The 18275-nt window shown below is 38.6% G+C and carries 17 protein-coding genes; 4 read left to right on the forward strand and 13 right to left on the reverse strand.

What is annotated here, in order from left to right; genetic code table 11:
• Positions 1 to 50 precede the first annotated feature (50 nt).
• The 3 genes from eno to KTH84_RS04175 form a co-directional block, all read right to left on the reverse strand.
• Positions 51 to 1340 (reverse strand): phosphopyruvate hydratase, encoded by a 1290-nt coding sequence (eno, locus tag KTH84_RS04165; protein WP_133973340.1) that lies wholly within the window; start codon positions 1338 to 1340, stop codon positions 51 to 53.
• Positions 1341 to 1401: 61 nt separating this feature from the next.
• On the reverse strand, positions 1402 to 2259 hold the full coding sequence (gene kdsA / locus KTH84_RS04170; protein ID WP_003652054.1) for a 3-deoxy-8-phosphooctulonate synthase: 858 nt from the start codon (positions 2257 to 2259) through the stop codon (positions 1402 to 1404).
• A 30-nt stretch (positions 2260 to 2289) separates the two neighbouring features.
• Positions 2290 to 3927, reverse strand: coding sequence for a CTP synthase (locus tag KTH84_RS04175; protein WP_042896100.1), 1638 nt, complete (start codon positions 3925 to 3927; stop codon positions 2290 to 2292).
• Between the two features lie 223 nt (positions 3928 to 4150).
• Here KTH84_RS04175 and KTH84_RS04180 point away from each other — a divergent pair, with 223 nt between their 5' ends.
• A complete protein-coding gene (locus KTH84_RS04180; RefSeq protein WP_262472122.1) occupies positions 4151 to 4618 on the forward strand; it encodes an internalin in 468 nt (155 codons plus the stop codon).
• Positions 4619 to 4862: 244 nt separating this feature from the next.
• The gene (locus KTH84_RS04185; protein ID WP_197731010.1) at positions 4863 to 5708 is read left to right on the forward strand and encodes a metal-dependent hydrolase; all 846 of its coding nucleotides are present in this window, start codon (positions 4863 to 4865) and stop codon (positions 5706 to 5708) included.
• A gap of 63 nt (positions 5709 to 5771) precedes the next feature.
• Here KTH84_RS04185 and KTH84_RS04190 read toward each other — a convergent pair whose 3' ends face one another.
• The 4 genes from KTH84_RS04190 to KTH84_RS04205 all read right to left on the reverse strand — a co-directional run bounded on the left by KTH84_RS04190 (position 5772) and on the right by KTH84_RS04205 (position 10140).
• Positions 5772 to 6866, reverse strand: coding sequence for a YheT family hydrolase (locus KTH84_RS04190; protein WP_262472123.1), 1095 nt, complete (start codon positions 6864 to 6866; stop codon positions 5772 to 5774).
• A 19-nt stretch (positions 6867 to 6885) separates the two neighbouring features.
• Positions 6886 to 7599 carry an SGNH/GDSL hydrolase family protein gene (locus KTH84_RS04195; RefSeq protein WP_262472125.1) on the reverse strand — a complete coding sequence of 238 codons (714 nt, stop codon included), beginning with the start codon at positions 7597 to 7599 and terminating at the stop codon, positions 6886 to 6888.
• 41 nt (positions 7600 to 7640) lie between these two features.
• Positions 7641 to 8045 carry a nuclear transport factor 2 family protein gene (locus tag KTH84_RS04200; protein ID WP_262472126.1) on the reverse strand — a complete coding sequence of 135 codons (405 nt, stop codon included), beginning with the start codon at positions 8043 to 8045 and terminating at the stop codon, positions 7641 to 7643.
• 70 nt (positions 8046 to 8115) lie between these two features.
• Positions 8116 to 10140 carry an NADPH-dependent 2,4-dienoyl-CoA reductase gene (locus tag KTH84_RS04205; protein WP_262472128.1) on the reverse strand — a complete coding sequence of 675 codons (2025 nt, stop codon included), beginning with the start codon at positions 10138 to 10140 and terminating at the stop codon, positions 8116 to 8118.
• A gap of 135 nt (positions 10141 to 10275) precedes the next feature.
• On the opposite strand from KTH84_RS04205, the gene KTH84_RS04210 reads away from it, so the two are divergent.
• Both KTH84_RS04210 and KTH84_RS04215 read left to right on the forward strand, forming a co-directional pair.
• Entirely contained in the window at positions 10276 to 10836 is a 561-nt protein-coding gene (locus KTH84_RS04210; RefSeq protein ID WP_262472130.1) for a PadR family transcriptional regulator, read from the forward strand.
• Between the two features lie 2 nt (positions 10837 to 10838).
• A complete protein-coding gene (locus KTH84_RS04215; protein ID WP_133973326.1) occupies positions 10839 to 11756 on the forward strand; it encodes an alpha/beta fold hydrolase in 918 nt (305 codons plus the stop codon).
• A 47-nt stretch (positions 11757 to 11803) separates the two neighbouring features.
• Here the strand turns inward: KTH84_RS04215 and KTH84_RS04220 are convergent, their stop codons facing one another.
• From KTH84_RS04220 to argC, 6 genes are all read right to left on the reverse strand, one after another.
• Positions 11804 to 12859, reverse strand: coding sequence for a 3-deoxy-7-phosphoheptulonate synthase (locus KTH84_RS04220; protein ID WP_262472131.1), 1056 nt, complete (start codon positions 12857 to 12859; stop codon positions 11804 to 11806).
• 423 nt (positions 12860 to 13282) lie between these two features.
• Positions 13283 to 13645, reverse strand: a complete 363-nt coding sequence (locus KTH84_RS04225) for a YnfA family protein (protein WP_133973322.1) — start codon at positions 13643 to 13645, stop codon at positions 13283 to 13285.
• Between the two features lie 3 nt (positions 13646 to 13648).
• Complete coding sequence (gene clpA, locus KTH84_RS04230) at positions 13649 to 15925, reverse strand: ATP-dependent Clp protease ATP-binding subunit ClpA (RefSeq protein ID WP_042896081.1); 2277 nt, start codon at positions 15923 to 15925, stop codon at positions 13649 to 13651.
• A gap of 9 nt (positions 15926 to 15934) precedes the next feature.
• A complete protein-coding gene (gene clpS, locus KTH84_RS04235; protein ID WP_002121129.1) occupies positions 15935 to 16348 on the reverse strand; it encodes an ATP-dependent Clp protease adapter ClpS in 414 nt (137 codons plus the stop codon).
• A gap of 9 nt (positions 16349 to 16357) precedes the next feature.
• A complete protein-coding gene (locus KTH84_RS04240; RefSeq protein ID WP_133976269.1) occupies positions 16358 to 17116 on the reverse strand; it encodes a DUF6776 family protein in 759 nt (252 codons plus the stop codon).
• Positions 17117 to 17191: 75 nt separating this feature from the next.
• Positions 17192 to 18247, reverse strand: coding sequence for an N-acetyl-gamma-glutamyl-phosphate reductase (argC, locus tag KTH84_RS04245; protein ID WP_262472133.1), 1056 nt, complete (start codon positions 18245 to 18247; stop codon positions 17192 to 17194).
• Positions 18248 to 18275 lie beyond the last annotated feature (28 nt).

Below are 18275 nucleotides of genomic sequence, written 5' to 3' on the forward strand. Positions count from 1 at the left end.
AATAGCACCCTAAAATGTTAAAAAACTAATTTTAACTTTTTATTTAAAGATTAATTTAAACCTTTAAACTCAGCTTTACCGCGGTAAGCAGCTTTAGTCAACTCTTCAATACGAAGTAATTGGTTATACTTAGAAACACGGTCAGAACGGCAAAGTGAACCAGTCTTAATTTGGCCAGCCGCTGTACCTACTGCTAAGTCAGCAATAGTTGAATCTTCTGTTTCACCAGAACGATGAGAAATTACAGTCGTATAGCCATTTTCTTTAGCAAGATAGATTGCATCTAAAGTTTCAGTCAACGTACCAATTTGGTTGTACTTGATTAAGATAGAGTTACCTACTTTCTCATTAATACCACGTTGTAAAATCTTAGGGTTTGTAACGAACAAGTCATCACCCACCAATTGGATTTTGTCGCCAAGAATTGAAGTTAAGTAACTCCAGCCTTCCCAGTCAGACTCATCTAGACCGTCTTCAATCGAGATAATTGGATATTGGTTTACAAGACCAGCTAAATAATCAGAGAACTGGTTGCTTGTGAATGCTTTATTACCTTCACCTGCAAGGATGTATTGACCATTTTTGTAGAATTCTGAAGATGCACAGTCAAGCGCCAACATAATGTCAGAACCAGCTTTGTAACCCGTTTGACCAATAGCTTCAAGAATAACAGTGATTGCTTCTTCGTTTGAACGCAAGTTTGGTGCAAAACCACCTTCATCACCCACAGCAGTGTTTAAACCTTTTTTGTTTAAAACTGATTTTAGTGAATGAAAGATTTCAGCACCTGCACGTAATGCTTCAGCAAATGAAGTGAAGCCTACTGGCTCAATCATAAACTCTTGAATATCAACGTTGTTGTCTGCATGTGAACCACCATTGATGATGTTCATCATTGGTACAGGCATAGTCAAAATGGTTTGACCACGTAAGTCAGCGATGTATTGGAAAAGAGGAATTTTCTTTTCATCAGCAGCAGCGCGTGCAGCAGCTAATGACACAGCCAAAGTTGCATTTGCACCTAATTTTTCTTTGTTTTCAGTACCATCAAGTTCGATCATCGTATTATCGATGTCTTTTTGTTCAAATACTGATTTGCCCACTAAAGCGTCACGGATAATCGTGTTTACGTTGTTAACCGCAGTTTTAACGCCTTTACCTAAGTAACGTGATTTATCACCGTCACGTAGTTCTAAAGCTTCACGAGAACCAGTTGAAGCACCAGATGGTGCACATGCACGACCAACAATCCCAGATTCTAAAATTACGTCTGCTTCGATGGTTGGGTTACCACGAGAGTCCAAAATTTCACGTGCACGGATGTCAACGATTTGGCTCATGAACAATTCCTCTGTTGAATGAATATGAGCTGCGATTAAAGCAGCGTAAATGAGTAAAAACTCAATGGGTGTCTAACTTTTTGAATCCTTTAACCAAAGTATCCAATTCTTTTATTTGTGCCAAGAACGGCTCAAGCTGCGACATACGTAATGCACAAGGTCCATCACATTTTGCATGTTCTGGGTCTGGATGACCTTCCAAGAACAATCCAGCCAAGCCTGTTGCCATTCCAGCGCGTGCTAAAGTTGTAATTTGAGCGCGACGACCACCTGCCGAGTCAGCACGACCACCAGGAGTTTGCAACGCATGTGTTACATCAAAGAAAACAGGAACATTCATTTCTTTCATGATATCAAAGCCAAGCATGTCTACAACAAGGTTGTTATAGCCAAATGCTGAACCACGTTCACAAAGAATAAGTTTATCGTTTCCTGCTTCTAAACATTTATTCAGGATATGACGCATTTCATGAGGTGCTAAAAACTGAGCTTTCTTAATATTAATAATAGCTTGTGTTTTTGCCATCGCTTCAACAAGATCAGTTTGGCGACTTAAGAAAGCTGGTAACTGAATAATATCAGCTACTTCTGCAACTGCCTCAGCTTGATGTGGTTCATGAACATCAGTAATGATAGGTACATTAAAATGTTTTTTAATATCGCCTAACCATTCAATACCTTTTTCAAGTCCAGGACCACGGAATGAATGCAGACTAGAACGATTTGCTTTATCAAAACTCGCTTTAAATACATAAGGAATATCTAAGCGTTTGCAAATATCCACATACGTTTCTGCAATTTCGAAAGCTAAATCTTTTGATTCAAGTACGTTCATTCCGCCAAATAATACAAATGGCAAATGATTTGCCATTTGTATATCGCCTAAACGTACAACTTCTTGTGGTTTTAATTGTGACATTTAAACTTTCCCAGTTTATTTAAAATCGCATTATTTACTTTTTTGATGCTGGTTTTTCGCAGCGCCAATAAAACTAGCAAATAATGGATGTCCATCACGTGGTGAACTTGTAAATTCCGGGTGGAATTGTACAGCAATAAACCAAGGATGTTCAGGAATTTCTACAGTTTCAACCAAATGTTGTGCCGAAGAGTAACCAGAAATCTTCATACCAGCTTGTTCAATCGACTCAATGAAACGGTTATTCATTTCATAACGGTGACGATGACGTTCAGTGATTTCTGCTTTACCATAGACTTCACGTGTTTTTGTGCCTTCAACCAATTCAGATTTTTGTGCACCTAAACGCATAGTTCCACCTAAGTCAGACTCTACGCTACGTTGTTGTAACTCGCCACGCTCATCTAACCATTCGGTAATTAAACCAATCAATGGATACTTTGTAGAACGGTTAAATTCGGTAGAAGATGCTTCTGGCATTGCGGCAACATGACGTGCATATTCGATTACAGCCAATTGCATACCTAAACAAATGCCCAAGAATGGAATTTTGTTTTCACGTGCATACTGAATAGCTTTCATTTTGCCTTCAGTACCACGTTCACCAAAGCCACCTGGAACTAAAATTGCGTCGGCTGTTTGCAAAATAGAAACGTCTTGGCTTTCAAGTTCTTCAGCATTGACATAATCAATCTGTACTTTCACAAGGTTTTGGATACCCGCATGTAAAAGTGCTTCATTCACAGATTTATAAGCATCTGGAAGTTCAACATATTTACCAACCATCGCAACACGTACCGTGTATTCAGGATTCAGTAATGCTTCAACCACATTATCCCAATCGGTTAAGTCAGCTTCTGGAAGATCATTAAACCCAAAACGTTCACAGATCAAGTCATCAACGTTTTGTTCATAGAATGTACGTGGAATTTGATAAATTGTTTTCGCATCTTTACATACCACAACGGCACGCGCTTCCACGTTAGTGAACAATGCAATTTTACGTTTAGTATCAACATCTACATCATATTCAGTACGACAGATTAAGATATCTGGCTGAATACCAATTGAAAGGAGCTCTTTCACTGAATGTTGAGTTGGCTTGGTTTTTAACTCAGCTGCAGATTTGATATATGGCAACAAAGTTAAATGCATCAGCATGGTACGTTTATGACCAAGCTCAACCATTAACTGACGAACTGATTCCATAAATGGAAGTGATTCGATATCACCGACCGTACCGCCAATCTCAACGATTGCAACATCGTAACCTTCACCTGCGCGAAGTACACGTTCTTTAATGTTGTCAGTAATATGTGGAATAACTTGAACCGTACCACCTAAGTAGTCACCACGACGTTCTTTATTTAAAACATCTTGATATACACGGCCACTAGTAAAGTTATTCAGTTTGGTCATTTTCGCACGACGTAAGAAACGTTCGTAATAACCCAAGTCTAGATCAGTTTCGGCACCATCCTCTGTGACAAAAACTTCACCATGTTGGAAAGGGCTCATCGTCCCCGGATCGACATTAATGTAAGGATCCATTTTAACCATTGTGACTTTTAAGCCACGGGCTTCCAAAAGTGCAGCAACTGAAGCAGCAGAAATACCTTTACCTAGCGATGAAACCACACCACCAGTAACAAAAATAAAATGGGTCATTAAGTTTCTCGTACAATCAAGCCGAAATCGGCCTACAATGTTGGGCAATTTTACTGTACTCTGCCCCTATAAAGCAAAGTCAAACCGCACCAATTCAAAGATCATTAAACAACTGGCTATTCTATCAGCATTTTTAATAAAAAATTAGGTCAATCTCACATGATTTTTTCATTCTCTTTTGCTGTTATAATACGAGCTCCTCAATTAAATGTTGTTTAGGACAATGGCAAATAAAAAACTTTTAATCTGTGCTGCAATTGCGGCTGGACTATTGTTAACCGCATGCGTCAAAAAAGAAACACCAGAAGAAGAGCAAGAAAAGGTTGAAACTGCTGTTTCAGAACCGAAGCCTGCTGAACCTGCAAAGTTTGAGTCTTTAGAAAGTGTTAAAACTGAAGAAGCTCAAACGCAGGAACCAACGCAAGTTGAAGTTCATCACGAAGAAACAGCGAACACTACAACTGAAATTCGCCGTGAAACTCGCCCTGCCCAATCTGAGCAAAATTCACAAACAACTGTTTCTGAACAACCTAAACCTGAGCCAAAGCCAGAACCTAAACCTGAGCCAAAAGCAGAGCCTAAGCCTGAGAAAGTGCAGTCAAAACCTGCTAAGCCAACTGAACCATCTCAAACTGAAGATGATGCTGTTGCCGCTGCAATTGCTGCTGCTACACCTGCGCTTAAAAACTAAGTTCCCGTATAAATATGCCCAAATTGAACAGTTGATTTGGGCTTTTTAAATATGATTAAAATTATTAACGTAATAATCAGTTTTACTTTTCTTATTCCAATTTATCTTTAAAGTTTTCCTAGATATCAATTTAGGACAATCTACTTCTTTCATCTGAATAAGCATTGACGTTCCATAGTCTGAGATGTAATTTTTAATCAAGTTCCTTTTTGGAACTAAAATTAAAAGAAGATTGGAGCTTAAAATGAATACTGTATCGAATCGCGTGCCCGCCTCATTTCCAGTCCGTCGTATGGACTATAATTTTGAAAATGTGCCTCGTTATTGGTGTAATAACGAACCCACTTTTACACATTACTTTACGGGTTTATCTACATTGTTCCCTGAAGGCGAATCATATTTTGTTCGTTCAGTTCGAGCATTACGTGCCAAAGCAAAGTCGAATGAACTTCTAGATCGGGAAATCAGTGCTTTTATTGGTCAAGAAGCCATGCACTCTAAAGAACATCATGCTTTTCACGTGAGTGCACAGCAACATGGTTTAGATCCAGAATCTTTAGAAAAAGTAACTGGCATCGTTTTGAAAACGATTGAAAAAGTTTTTAGCAAAAAATGGAATTTGCTCGTAACAGTTGGCTTAGAGCACTATACAGCGGTACTTGTGGTTAGCATGATGCAGTCTGTTAATGAACTGATGACAGACTCAACTATTCGTAATTTATGGTTGTGGCACAGTATTGAAGAAACTGAACATAAAGCTGTGGCTTTTGATCTTTATCAACACTTGTATGGAAATGGGCTGAGTGCGTATCTCCCTCGCATTACAGTCTTTACTTTAAGTCTATTTTTAATTACAGGCTTCTCAACAATTTATCAATTCGTTCTTATGAAACGGGATCGCCAACTTCTTAATTTTAAATCTTGGCGTAAGTTTCTTGGTTTTATGACAACACAATATAAAGTTTTAACTCCGAAATTCTTTGACTATTATCGCTTTGATTTTCACCCCAACCAAACTGACGAAAAAGATCTCGTTGCCAGCACTAAAATCAAAATTGGACTAAAAAACTCAAAATTACTTTTATCCTGATCTAATAAAAACATAAAGCCCATCTACTGAATGGGCTTTCTTTAACCAATTACAGCAATATAGTCATCGTTTATGGTCAACCATAAAATAATTCGATATTAATTTGGCTGCCCATGATGTGCTTTTCCACCCTTCGTAAAAACCACAGTGACTTCCCTTTTTAGTGGTTACCACTGCAATATTACTCATTTGCTGAATAGTTTCCTTGTAAGGCTCTAAATTTTTAATAGAACATACTGGATCATCTTCAGCATTAAGAATCATTAATAGAATTTTGACATTTTCAAATACATAAATTGGATTAATTGCCTGACAATAACTTTGATAGTCCCGAAAACCAGCCATTTCAAAGTATTCTTTTTCAAACTCTTCCAGACTAGTCGTCGCTAGAACTTTTTCTAAAGAAGAAACCTTGCTCCAAGTACTTTGATAAGGATGAATAAAATATTTGAATAACTTTTTGGTCATCATTTTGCTATAGAACGGATGAACATTTTTAAAACCAATCTCAGTGTTGTAGCCTGGACACATTGCAAAAGCAGCTTTAAATGGTGTGTCAGTGCCTTGCTCTCCCAAATAACGAACTAATAATCCTGTTCCGGCAGAGGAACCAACAGCATACAAATCGGATTCTGGAAACAAATTTTGAATATGCGTAAGCTGCTCTTTAAGGTCACTTGTTGATCCGAAAAGAGAAATCTGTGGTACAGGCATAGGTAGACCAGCATGCCCACGGCGTAAGCATAGTGCTATTCTCCATCCCGTATATTGATGTAGATCTTTCACCAGTTCACGCATACTTTCAGGTGTTCCTGTAATCGTGTGCATGATGACAACTGTAGGAGTAGTTTTTGGAAGATTATAGCCATACCATGCAATCGCAGTTACCCCACCATCTTTCATGCTGAGCTGGTCAATACGGTCATATTCAAGCTTGATGGTCTTTTTTCTAATAATATCGAAATATAAAAGATGAACATGATTGTTAGCTAACCATGGCGTAGGACGATATTTTTGCTTAAGTTGGGGCAATTTATCCAAAACATCTTTAATTTTCCCTTTTGGGTCATAATAGACTTTTGGCTGTTCAGCACCTAACACTGAATCAAATAATTCTGAACCGAAAGCTTTAATTTTACTTAAAGTAGATATGCTCATATCCAATCACGACCTCTGATTATGAGTTAAATGATTGCCGCACTAATGCTGCAACCTGCTGTCCCCAAATTGCATAAATTTCTTTGCTCGGATGAAAGCCATCACTTGCCATAGGTAAATTCATCGCTTGAAAACTTTCAATATCATATTGAATAAATCTAAATTGGTTTTGTGATTCTAACCATTTATATAATGCCTGATTCATTTGCTCTGCATATTTTCCAAACAACCAAGCCAATGGATTTGGTAAAGCTGGAAAATGTTGCATTGGCGGAACGCCAGAAACAATAATGAGTTTAGGCTGAAAACGTGCCTGTATATGTTGAAATAATTGCTTTTGTTGTTTTATCCATAAATTTGCTGACGTTAATTTTGTCACATCATTAACGCCAATAGATGTAACGACAACATCATAATTTTGCTGTTCTAAATGCTGTAAAGCTTGAAAAACCTGCTTGGTGGTATCGCCTGTTTTTGCATGAAGCTTCCAACTTATCAAATATTGGTCTTGTAACTCAGAAATAATCGCGCCAGATAAAGCATCTTTTTGGGTTTCAACACCAACACCTGCTGCTGAATCACCTAAAATAAGTAATGACAAAGCTCTTCCCTTGCCAACCACACCTTCTCTATTACCACTGGCTTCTAGCAAACGTGGTGTATTCTTACGAACCTTTATTCCCTGAATAAATAATACAGGTAACAATGCTAAAGTTGAAAGTTTTAACCACATTTTAATGATCTCTGTATTACTTAGGCTATTCAATAAAATTATTAAGGTTGAAACTTAGCAATTCTTGCACCCATTTGTTCAGCCAGTGCAGCTAACCCACTCATTGGGCGTACCATTACTTCAAAATCAATAATTTTTCCTTGTTCATTAAACTGAATCATGTCAATTCCTTTTAATGACTTGCCACTTACATTCGCACTGAACTCAAGCACTACATTGTCGCCATCTTCTGTATAAAACTCACGATGATATGTAAAGTTTTCGAACACCTGAATAACATTCGTAAGAATGAAAAAAACGACCTGCTTTCCTTCATACGGTTTATGGGCAACAGGAGAACGAAAAATCACGTCATCGGCTAATAAATCATTTAGATTTGATAAATCACCCGCCTGAATCATTTGATGCCATTTTTCTAAAGACTGTTTTGTTGCTTCAATTGTCATTGTTATTTTTCCCATAATTTCATTAATAAAATTAGGGGCATTTCCTTTTCAAAGAAATGCCCCTATAGATTTATAGTGTCGCGGCTAACTCGGCACCTTGGCGAATTGCGCGTTTTGCATCTAATTCACCAGCTTCTTTAGCGCCACCAATTAAATGAACATTTTTTCCATCATTTTTTAGTTGATCATACATTGCAGTAAATGATTCTTGACCAGCACAAATCACAACATGATCAACCTCAAGTACGCTGGGTTGCCCATCTACTGTTATATGAAGTCCTTGATCATCTACTTTGTCGTATTGAACCCCAGCAAGCATTTTAACTTGGCGATTTTTCAGGCCTGCACGATGAATCCATCCTGTAGTTTTACCTAAACCGGCACCTACAACAGCTGTCTTACGTTGTAATAAATAGATCTCTCGTTCAGAAGTCTCAACTTTTGGCTGCTTTAAACCACCTACATGCTCATATTGAGTGTCAATTCCCCATTCTTCGTAGAACTTTTCTGGGTTTAAACTGCCACTTTCACCTTCGTGAGTGAGATATTCAGCCGTATCAAAACCAATACCACCTGCCCCAATAATGGCTACACGCTGGCCCACTGGTACACGTTCTTTTAAAACTTGTAAGTAGCTGAGTACTTTAGGATGATCAATACCTTCAAATTGTAATTGACGAGGCGTTACACCAGTTGCAACCACAATTTCATCAAAATTTGCTTGGCTCAACTCTTCATAAGTTGCTTTATGGTTCAAAACTAACTCAATATTTGGTCGCAACTCAATTTGGCGACCAAAGTAGCGCAAGGTTTCATAGAACTCTTCTTTTCCAGGAACAGTCTTTGCAATATTAAATTGCCCACCAATTTGATGACTTGCCTCAAAAATTTTAACTTGATGTCCACGATCTGCTGCATATACAGCAAAACTTAAACCCGCAGGTCCTGCACCAATAACAGCAATATTCTTTTGAACTTGTGCATCTTTAAAAATAAGTTCAGTTTCATAACATGCGCGCGGATTCACTAAACAAGTTGCGATTTTCATTGAGAAAATATGATCTAAACACGCTTGATTACATCCAATACAGGTATTAATTTCATCACTACGGCCTTCACTTGCCTTTAAGACAAACTCAGCATCAGCCAGCATTGGACGTGCCATAGAAACCATATCAGCATGACCAGATGCCAATACATGTTCAGCCATTTCTGGGGTATTAATTCGGTTGGACGTAATCAAAGGAATAGAGACTTGACCTTTGAGTTTTTCAGTAACCCACGTAAACGCAGCTCGAGGAACTTTCGTTGCAATGGTTGGAATACGAGCTTCATGCCAGCCAATTCCTGTATTAATAATCGTTGCGCCTGCTTTTTCAATTTCTTTTGCCAGTTGAATCACTTCATCAAAACTTGAACCACCTTCAACTAAATCAAGCATCGATAGACGATAAATAATAATAAAGTTTTCACCGACTAAAGCACGTGTGCGTTTTACAATTTCAATAGGAAAACGAATACGGTTCTCGTAACTACCACCCCATTCATCATCGCGATGGTTTGTACGGGCAGCAATAAACTCATTGATTAAGTAACCTTCAGAACCCATGATTTCCACACCGTCATAACCCGCATACTGAGCAAGTTTGGCGCAGTTTGCAAAGTCATCGATGGTCTGTTGTACTTCGGCAGAACTTAAAGCTTTCGGCTTAATAGGGTTAATCGGTGCTTGAATTGCTGAAGGTGCAACGTTATTTTCCTGATAAGAATAACGCCCAGTATGTAAAATCTGCATAGCAATTTTACCCCCAGCGTCATGGACAGCTTGGGTAATCACTTTATGTTTTTCAGCTTCTTCAACTGTATCGAGCTTGGTACCATGGCTAAATACAACACCATCATCATTTGGAGAAACACCGCCAGTTACAATCAACCCCACATCGCCTTTTGCACGCTCAGCATAAAACGCAGCCATGCGTTCATATCCCTGCGGCGCTTCTTCTAATCCAATATGCATAGACCCCATAAGCACACGGTTTTTTAAAGTAGTAAAGCCTAAATCAAGTGGCTTTAATAAATGTGGATAAGCTGACATATTTTCTCCTTTGGCTAGCAACTAGCTTGCTAATGCAACTTGTTGCATCAATTTATAATCAAATTTTGACTTTTATGCAACATGTTGCATAATCTCATAAGTCACACTTTACTTTTGCTTACAAACCGGATTGCTATGTCACTTCCCCATGTTTTATTGACCAGCTTGCTTGAACGACCAAGCACAGGGTTCGAACTTGCCCGCCGCTTTGACCGTTCAATCGGTTTTTTCTGGAATGCCACTCATCAGCAAATTTATCGTGAACTCAACCACATGCTCAAAAAAGGTTGGGTTTCAACGTTAGAAAATGAAATGGAAAATAGTCGAAAAAAGACTTATCAAGTTGAACAACTGGGGCGTATCGAGCTAGCTTCATGGATGACTCAACAAAGTGAACCAGCACAGCTTCGTGATGATTTAATGGTTAGATTGCGTGCTGAAGCCCAATTGAGCAATAATCAGATATTACCTGAACTGTTAAGGCATCTTAGTTTACATCAAGAGAAACTGAAACTTTATCAAAGTATTTATGACAAAGATTTTAAAGATAGCAATGATTTAAATGACCGTGTGTTATACATTCACAAAATGATCTTAGAACTTGGGATTACTATGGAAAGTGAATGGATCAAATGGTTGGAACAAGTCATCCCTCAATTAAAACGCTTTGCCCAAGATAGCGTATCTGGAGAATAGCCATGCCATATTACACCATGCCCGATCAGGAAAATTTATTTGTACGCCGAATTGGTCGTGGTGAGCCAGTTTTGGTTTTATCTGGTCTTGGCATGCAAAGCTGGCAATGGCTACCCTTTATCTATGCAAACCGTAAAGAATATGAGTTTATTATTCCAGATTGGCGTGGTTTTGGTGGTTCAAAAAACTGCGCAATTCCTGAGCAAGATGCAATTTCTAGCCATTGGCAAGATGTCGCTCATTTAATAGAACAATTAAAACTCGATAACTTTATCTTAATGAGTTATTCAATGGGCGCCACGACGGCCATGCATGGTATGAAACATGCTCATCTGGCACAGCAGTTAAAGGCTTATTTACATATTGATCAAACACCAAAAATATCTGTGGATTCAACATGGGAATATGGTCTATTCGGTCCTCTTCATACTCAGTTCAAACAGTTATTAAATGATATCTATCAGTTATTATCTAAACACAAAACTGCTAAATATCTTTATGAATTATTTCTTCCAGATCGACAAGAATTGGTTCGTCTGTGGGTAGATTTTATTGAGTTGCAAAGTAACAATCCATTTAGTCCTTTGGTTTTTAAAACAGCTCTCAAACAGCCTTTTCTACAAAAATATTTATTACCCATTCAGCGTTTAGATTATTTATTTTGGTATGTCGAAAATTATCTTTATCACAATGAAGATTATCGTGAAGCTCTTCAACAATTACAGTGCCCTACGACTTTCTTTATAGGTCGCAATTCGACACTTTACCCTGAAACTGGGCAGACACTTATTGCACATAGTATCGAGCATGCAAAAACAATATATTTTGAACGCTCAGGCCATACACCTTTACTGACCGAACCGAAAAAATTTGGGCATGAAATCACCACATTCTTATCAGAATTAAATCATGCTTCTTAAAAAATAAAGGGATCTACTCACAGATCCCTTTTTAAACTTATAAATGATTAAGCAGAATGAGCTAACTCTTTCACTTTCAATTGCTCAGAAACATTTAATAAAAGTCGCTCTGTTTTTTCCCATCCTAAACAACCATCAGTTACTGACTGTCCATAAGTCATATCACAAGAAATCTTTTGGCTGCCATCAACCAAATGACTTTCAATCATGACACCCTTTACTTGTGTTTTTAAACGTTCAGCAACGATTTGCTGTAAAACTTCTGGCTGACGTAACGGATCTTTACTGCTATTGCCATGACTACAATCAATGACCAATGCAGGAAGATTTTGTTTGTGTTTTTCTCGTATTGCCTGAATTGAAGCTAAATCAAAGTTTGGTCCATGGTTCGCTCCACGCAAAATTAAGTGTGGTAATGGATTACCAGCACTCTGAATCACTGAAGGTAAACCTTGCTGATTCATTCCTAGAAATTGATGTTCATTTTGTGCTGACTGAATTGCATCTAAAGCAATCTGAATTGAGCCATCAGTACCATTTTTGAAACCAATACTGTAGGGCATGTGGCTTGATATTTCACGATGAATCTGAGACTCACTTGTACGAGCACCAATTGCACCCCAAGCCAATAAATCATCAAAATAACCAGTTGCCATTGGACTTAAAATTTCACTCGCAATTGGTAAACCCTTTTCAATAATTTGGAGGTAAAGTTCGCGAGACTTCTCTAAACCAAGTTGTAAATTTGATGAGCCATCTAAATTTGGATCATACATAAAACCCTTCCAACCCACAGTTGTACGTGGTTTTTCAATGTATGCACGCATCACGATAAAAATCTGATCTTTTACTTTTTCTTGTAACTTTTGCAATCTTTCAGCGTATTCAAGTACTGCAACTGGATCATGAATTGAACAAGGCCCTGTAATTACCATTAACCGACGATCTTTGCCGCTAAGAATATTTTGAATAGTTTGACGGTGTTCGGCAATTTGACGCGCGAAATATTGTGCAAGCGGATATTTTGCTTTTAACTGGACAGGTAAACTAACTGGTATTTCTTTTGTATTGCTTTGTGTCAATAAAGTATTTAGGGCATTCATTGGTTTTTCCTTGGGACTGCAATCTATTCAGTCCGATCATTTATTTGAGCGTTTTGGATCTATTCGTTGGTAAAGGCAAGCAAAAGTAAAACCAATAAAAGTTGCTAAAGTATGAATAAGTCATGTTGTTCATTTTAAGTTCCTCGATTCAAAAAGATAAAGCATAAAAAAACCTGATCGGGGTTGCCGATCAGGTATTAACTGTGATGGGCAACTTTCTCATGCCCGAATACGCTCAGGCAACTATCTAAATTGCCAAAAATAATAATATGCGTTAGTGTTCACAGATAGATTTAACATCTTTATCTCAAATATAAAAAAATGTTCCTTAAATCTAAAATACGCATTGTTGAAGGCTTTGACAAGTCTTTTTTTTGAAAAAACTTCTTATTTTCACGCTTAAGATTTGATTCACTCATTGTCTTAACGAATCAGCCCTTGAGGTTGCAAAATAATTAAGCCAGCTCCACAAAGCAAGATTAGACCACCCAGTATATCCCATCTTGTTAATCCGACCTGATCAACAAAGCGCAGCCACATTAACGCAGTAAAAATATAAATACCGCCATATGCAGCATAAATTCGCCCTGAAGCGGCTGGATGTAGGGTCAGCAGCCATACAAAGACAGCCAAACTTAAAACTGTAGGTAACCACAGCCAAGTAGACTTACCCTCTCTTAAAATCAGATAAGGGAAATAACAACCAAGAATTTCAGCAATTGCTGTGATAATAAATAACCCGAATACACTCAGTATTCGGGTTATAGTAAGACTATCAATTAACATAGATTATGCTGGTTCTGCCGTATGATGATCTTCAAAAACTTCAAGCTTTAAGCCAACAGCTTTGCCATCTTCATTTTTCACTGATACAGCCACATTACCACCATGATCTGCCAGTTCACCAAACAAAATCATTTCAGCTAATGGTTTCTTCAAGTGTTCTTGAATCAGGCGTTGCATTGGACGTGCACCCATCAAGCGGTCATAACCGTTGGTTGCCAACCAATCACGAGCACTTTGATCGACATCAAGTACAACTTGCTTGTCATCCAGTTGAGCTTGTAACTCTGTCAAGAATTTATCAACTACAGACTCAATAACAGTTGTTGGTAATGACTTGAATTGAATAACACTGTCTAGACGGTTACGGAACTCTGGTGAGAAAGCACGTTTCATCGCTTCTTGGTTATCAGAACTATGATCTTGTTCAGTAAAACCAATACTCGCACGAGAAATACTTTCTGCTCCAATATTCGTAGTCAGGACAATAATAACGTTTCTAAAGTCTGACTTACGCCCATTGTTATCTGTTAAAGCACCATGATCCATGATTTGTAACAAGAGATTAAACACATCTGGATGTGCTTTCTCAATTTCATCTAGTAACAAAACACAGTGGGGGTTTTTATGGATCGCATCAGTTAATAGCCCGCCTTGGTCATAACCGACATAACCTGGAGGCGCACCAATCAAACGTGAAACTGCATGACGTTCCATATATTCAGACATATCGAAACGCACCAGCTCAACACCTAACAACTTCGCCAGTTGTTTAGTGACTTCAGTTTTACCCACACCTGTTGGGCCAGCAAAAACAAAACTACCTACTGGCTTATCTGGTGATTTCAATCCAGCACGAGACAACTTAATCGCTGAGCCTAATGCAGTAATCGCTTCGTCCTGACCAAACACAACACGTTTTAAATCACGCTCAAGATTTTCAAGCACTGACTTATCATCTTTAGAAACAGTTTTTGGTGGAATACGAGCAATCTTAGAAACGATGTCTTCAATATTCTCTACCGTAATCAAGCTATCATCACTTTCAGCCTTCAAACGACGCTGAGCACCAGCTTCGTCAATCACATCAATTGCCTTATCTGGCAAGAAACGATCATTAATGAATTTAGCAGAAAGCTCTACAGCTGATACTAATGCTTTATCGTCATATTGTACGTGGTGAAAATCTTCAAATTTAGATTTTAAGCCACGCAAAATATCAATTGTTTCAGAAATACTTGGCTCATTTACATCAATTTTCTGGAAACGACGTGATAACGCATGGTCTTTTTCAAAAACCTGACGATATTCTTGGAACGTTGTTGAACCGATACAACGCAAACTACCATTTGCCAAAGCTGGCTTGATGAGATTCGAAGCATCCATTGTGCTGCCCATACTTGAGCCCGCGCCAATAATCATATGAATTTCATCAATGAATAAAATCGCATTTGGATTTTTCTTCAAAGCATTAAGCAATTGTTTTAAACGTTTTTCAAAGTCACCGCGATATTTAGTCCCAGCAACTAATGCACCAATATCTAAACTATAGACTTCAGCCTGACTCAAAGGTTTAGGCGCCTTACCATTCACAATTAACCATGCCAAACCTTCAGCAATCGAGGTTTTACCAACGCCCGGATCACCTACCAGTAATGGATTGTTTTTGCGACGGCGGCACAGAATTTGTGCTGTACGCTCAATTTCTTTTTCACGACCAATAAGTGGATCAGTTTTGCCTTTTTGCGCTTCAACATTTAAGTTCAGCGTATAAAGCTCTAATGGTCCTGCATTGCCCGTACTCGTTTCACCCTCAATATCTTCAACTTCTTCTTCAACTTGCACTTCATCTTTACGTGTCCCATGAGACAAGTATTGAGTCAGTGTCAATCGATTGATTTGATGACGTTTAAGCAAATACACAGCAAAAGAATCACGCTCTGAATACATTGCGACCAAAACATCCGCACCTTCAACAGTACGATCGCCGCCACTTGATTGCACATGGAAAATAGCACGTTGCAAAATGCGGTCAAAACTTTCTGTTGGATGAGGCGCCTGCTCGCTATTTTCGCCAAGCTTAGGAGTATGTTGTTCTACATATTCTTCTAATTCTTTACGTAAAGAAACTATATCAGCCCCACATGCCTTTAACGCATTCACGGCCGAATCGTTGTCGAGTAGCGCTAATAATAAATGTTCAACTGTAAGAAACTCATGTCTCTTTTGACGAGCCATGCTAACAGCCAAACGTAATGATACTTCTAATTGACGACTGAGCATGTAACCCCCTTATGCTTTAGGCTCAATCTGGCAAAGTAATGGATGACCTTGCGATCGAGCGTAATTATTAACAAGGTTTGCCTTGGTTTCCGCGATGTCTCTTGGATAGACCCCAGCAATACCTTTACCTTCATAGTGTACTGTTAGCATTACTTGAGTTGCTTGGTCAAGATTCATTGCAAAGTATTGTTGTAAAATTTCAATTACAAAGTCCATTGGCGTGTAATCATCATTCATTAATACGACTGCATATAACGGCGGACGCTTGAGTTCAGGAGGTGCTGTTTGTACAACAACCTCTCCGTCATGATCTTCGTTTTGCGAATCACTTAAGCGTGGATGGAAGTGCCAATCGACATAACCAGACTGCTGAAAAGAAGCCTTGATATCTTTTAAGTTTGTTTGACGCTTATTTGTTCGCATAGGATGTTACTATTGTGAATTTGCTTCAGCTTGAGGAATTTCTGCCACAAAAGCAGAAGGTGTTTCGACAGGTTTACCGCGCTGCCAACTAAAACGTTTAATAACTGGTGTATCAGAACCGCCGGTTAAACGTACCTCAATAAATTGAGGGGTAAAACCTTTAGGCATCGTCCAACGACCTGTTAAGCGCTCAAAGTCAGTAAAGTTAAAGTTTTTAGCTTCAAGTGGTACAACCAAAACTTCTGTATCTTTAATGAGTCTTATCTCAATCGATCCTGAAGCACGGCGCTTGCTTGGGCTCACCTGTACTAAATCTAATTGATATTCATAAGCATTTTCAGGCAGAGGTTTGATCGCCAAATTTTGAATCGTCAGGCTTAGACCACCGCGTTGCCTCAAGATATCGCGATAGATATTACTCATACCTTCTTGCTGTGTTTTATCAGCATTGGCCTGATTAAGAGCTTCAAACAGATCATTTGCATTTGTTACAGCAACATCACGCTCTTGTACTGCAGCGTTCAGGCTTTTATTAACCGCATCTAAAGCTGTTTTTTGCTTTTGCACCACTTCAACCAATTGCTCTGCATCTGCATCGTAACCTACAACAGTAAGACCTTGGCGGTGTCCAATTGTATAGCCGAGCGCAAGACAACCACTCATTAAAATAGCCGCGCCAATAAACAAAGGTTTATTGGTATTTAAAAAATTTTTCTTTTGCAACGAACTTTCTGCCGAAGTCGTCTGTCCAGAGTTTTGCATCGTCATCTCAGTGTTTAAGATCAGAGTCAAGACACACATTTAAATCGAAATTTAAATGTGTGTGAAGCAAAAAAGAGTTTTTTATGGTAATAAACCAATCCCTTGTAAGCCTTCATCTTCATCAAAGCCGAACATAAGGTTCATATTTTGTACAGCTTGACCAGATGCACCCTTCACAAGGTTATCTTGTACCGCAAGAATAATAAGTTTATTCGGCTGCGGCTTATATAAAGCAATACGAAGCTCATTCGCACCGCGCACACTACGTGTTTCAGGCGAACTGTTAGCAGGCATCACATCAACAAATTTTTCATTTGCATAAAAGTGCTCATACAATGCCTGAATATCAGTTTGTTTTCCAGTTTCTGTCAAGTCGACATAAATTGTACTGAGCATACCGCGAATCATTGGAACTAAATGGGGAACAAACAAGAGTCCTTCAAAGCCACCTTTTTGCCCAGAAATATTTTCTAATGCTTCAACAATTTCCGGATGATGACGATGCCCTGCAACCCCATAAGCCTTGAAGTTATCAGCATTTTCGCTATAAATCATACCTAAGCTTGCTTTACGGCCAGCTCCAGAAACGCCTGACTTCGCATCAATAATAATATTTTTTGTTTCAATCAATGCTTGTTCTGATTTCAAAAGTGGAGCTAAACCCAATTGAACAGTTGTTGGATAGCAACCAGGGTTACCAATCACTTGCGCCTGTTTAATTTTTTCGCGGTTTAGTTCAGCCAAACCATATACTGAGTTTTCCAATACTTCTGGGCAAGCATGCTCCATGCCATACCACTTCTCAAACTGCTCAAGATTTTGCAAACGAAAATCAGCTGCTAAATCAATAACTTTAGTACCAGCTGCGATCAATTCTTTTGCATGCTGCATCGCAACACCATGAGGAGTCGCAAAAAACACAACATCACACTTTTTTAAATCATCAATATTTAAATCTGAAAATTGAAGATCAGTATGTCCACGTAAATTAGGGAACATATCTGCAACTGGTTTGCCCGCTTCTGTACGTGAAGTAAGAACTCGGACCTGCGCTTTAGGATGTCGTAATAAAATACGTAATAGTTCAACGCCTGTATAACCCGTTCCACCAACAATTCCGACAGAAATCACGTGCATTACCTCAATTTTTGAATCTATACTTGTG

The sequence above is a fragment of the Acinetobacter sp. WU_MDCI_Abxb74 genome (assembly GCF_025513915.1).
In the GTDB taxonomy this organism is placed as follows: Bacteria; Pseudomonadota; Gammaproteobacteria; order Pseudomonadales; family Moraxellaceae; genus Acinetobacter; species Acinetobacter calcoaceticus_C.